General features: G+C 54.7%; 2 protein-coding genes. Both read right to left on the reverse strand.

The genetic code is table 11. From position 1 onward, the window contains the following. Positions 1-62: 62 nt before the first annotated feature. Complete coding sequence (locus OJB03_RS15530) at positions 63-701, reverse strand: hypothetical protein (protein WP_263788988.1); 639 nt, start codon at positions 699-701, stop codon at positions 63-65. A 655-nt stretch (positions 702-1,356) separates the two neighbouring features. Further along, positions 1,357-1,989 (reverse strand): rolling circle replication-associated protein, encoded by a 633-nt coding sequence (locus OJB03_RS15535; RefSeq protein ID WP_263788989.1) that lies wholly within the window; start codon positions 1,987-1,989, stop codon positions 1,357-1,359. Positions 1,990-2,358 lie beyond the last annotated feature (369 nt).

Below are 2,358 nucleotides of genomic sequence, written 5' to 3' on the forward strand. Positions count from 1 at the left end.
CCCCACCACCTGCCGGCTGCCAAGCAAAGCAAGGTGGTGGGGGGAAAGGGCCTTTTTTTAGTTTAGGTATAGTTCACAGTAGGCCCGACGCGGACGTATCCACTTCTCACCAGACGTTCGCGTATTTCCTCATCTGCTGCCCACCAGCCCCTCCGAAATTCGTCGCGCGCTTCAGGGTTGTCTGCATAAGGATTGACATTACTTCCGTCAATTCTTGCGTTAACCCCCTGCTTGTAAATGTCCCGAAGTTGACTACCAGAGAGGCCAGAATCTTCTTCAAGCAGAGTAGCCACCAGGGCCGCACCGCCAGCAATGAACAGTCCTGCCATCACCGCCTTCGCGAAGGCATTGGAGCTGCTCTGAGGCTCCTGACTGCTCTCTCGCAGAGTAGTGGGACTTGACTCTCGTGTAGATCCCAGTGCACTGCCAGTGTGGACCGCCAACTCCGTGTTTTCACGGCTCTCTTCGACCGGCTGCACTTCGTCGGACCTGCTCATATTTTCGACTACGCTCATGTCCTTCGCCACGTCGGGAAGGTCCGATCCGCAGATCCCGAAGGCGCGATTCTGGTCGATCCGAAAGAAGAGGGGATCACCCTTATCGCCATGCACTAAATCGCCTTCGGTGACATACTCTGAAAACCTTCCAGTATGGACACCGACCATCAGCCGACGCGTGCTAACGCCAAGCTGATCTGCCATATCAGCAAGTTCAATATCTACCTTCCGCATGGGAGTCACTCGTTGCTGAATTGCGCGCGTCGCATCGCGCTAAGAATAGATTCTGGAACATCGAATCCGCGAATTTGACCATATCGGTCTTGCACTGCCCATTGAGCGAGGGGCATACCATCGAGTAGATAGTCATGCCGCGCACAGTCAGAGATCCACGATGTTGACCGCCCCGTGAGGTCAGCCAACTGATGATTGGACACAAACTGGGTCGCCTCATTCTCGTCCCAGTCTACTGTCTGATCGAGGGTCCTAGGCATATGGAGAACGAAGTTGATTACAGGGTGCGGAGCCATGCGTATACATATGGAACAGGTCGGTTCCCGAGGGTTCAATCTGTTGTCGTGCACGCACGACACACCATCTTTTGAGACCCGAAAGGTCTCCCAATCTCTCCCGCGTCGAGATATGGGAGTAGGTCAAGACCAAGGGGCGTTATCTTCTGATTGCACCCCTGCGGCCTACGGCCTACGGGGCCTCACCTTCCCATTTGGTCAGGTGTCTTGCGTCCATAGGACGCGCCCCATCGAGCGCGGGTGGGTGGGTGGCAACTTGTGGAGCGTACCGCCATACCCCTCCCGTAAAGATTATTTTAAGGGGTTGTTATCGGGGGCAGACATACCCCCTAAAGGCGCGCCATTAAACTGTCCAGACGGTCGAGGGGATCGCCTCGCGTATTGATCGTCAGCGACGGTGGGATCACCCCATCTGCAATGGTGACGCCCCACTCGTCGAGAAGATCACTGATGAGCTGAATCGCTTCTCCTTGATCGAGGTAAATTCGGGCATCATCCCATTCTGCATAGGGGATCTGATCCCGATTGAGACATCCCCACCAGCGCCCCATTTCAGCCCACTCATCCCCTTCTTCCACCCCTGGCCAAGTGTCGTATTCCTTGCCCATATACTTCGCCATATAGCCCTGGAGCTTGCCGTCTTGATTCACGAACGGCTCCAACTCAACCCCGCTTTTTCGGTGGGTGTCAGTATCACCCACTACGTCGTTCCACTGCTTAGAAAGCCACTGCACGGGGATGAAGTCTATCCCGAATATCATCAGGTGAAAGTGGGGAACGCCCCTCTCCTGAGGCTCCATTTTCCAGACCGCAGAGATATCAGGAAATCGCCTTTGGAGACGCTTCCAGAACACTTCTAAGTGCCGCTTGCACTCCCCCGGTGCGGGGTGATCTTCGTGATAAGTCAGGGTGACAAATAATCCACCCGCATCCCTCTCAACCGCGTGCAGTTTCTTTCTCAATCGCCGCCGACTGTCGGCAGAGAAGCCAGTGATTTCCCCTCGCTTTGAAGGCTCTTGGTCAGAGTCATCGACCCTATCATCTGGGTCACTGTCCACCTCTTGAGAACGATTTCCTCGATCAATAACGAGCTGGCGACCCCCAGACCTTACAGAAATGTGCGCATGGTCAAGTGCTGCTCTACCCCCGTCAGAAGCCTTTAAAGTGGCACAAAAACCCCCACCCTGGGGGTTTTGTGCCGGAACATCTCTACCTGTATTGATATTCTTTGTCATACCTCTAGGCCCCTCTGGTCCCCACCACCTGCCGGCTGCCAAGCAAAGCAAGGTGGTGGGGGGAAAGGGCCTTTTTTTAGTTTAGGTATAGTTCAC

Source organism: Salinibacter grassmerensis, from assembly GCF_947077765.1.
GTDB lineage: Bacteria > Bacteroidota > Rhodothermia > Rhodothermales > Salinibacteraceae > Salinibacter > Salinibacter grassmerensis.

Coding starts and splice junctions, on each gene's coding strand:
- OJB03_RS15530 (WP_263788988.1), bottom strand. CDS start 701: ATGGCAGATCAGCTTGGCGTTAGCACGCGTCGGCTGATGGTCGGTGTC.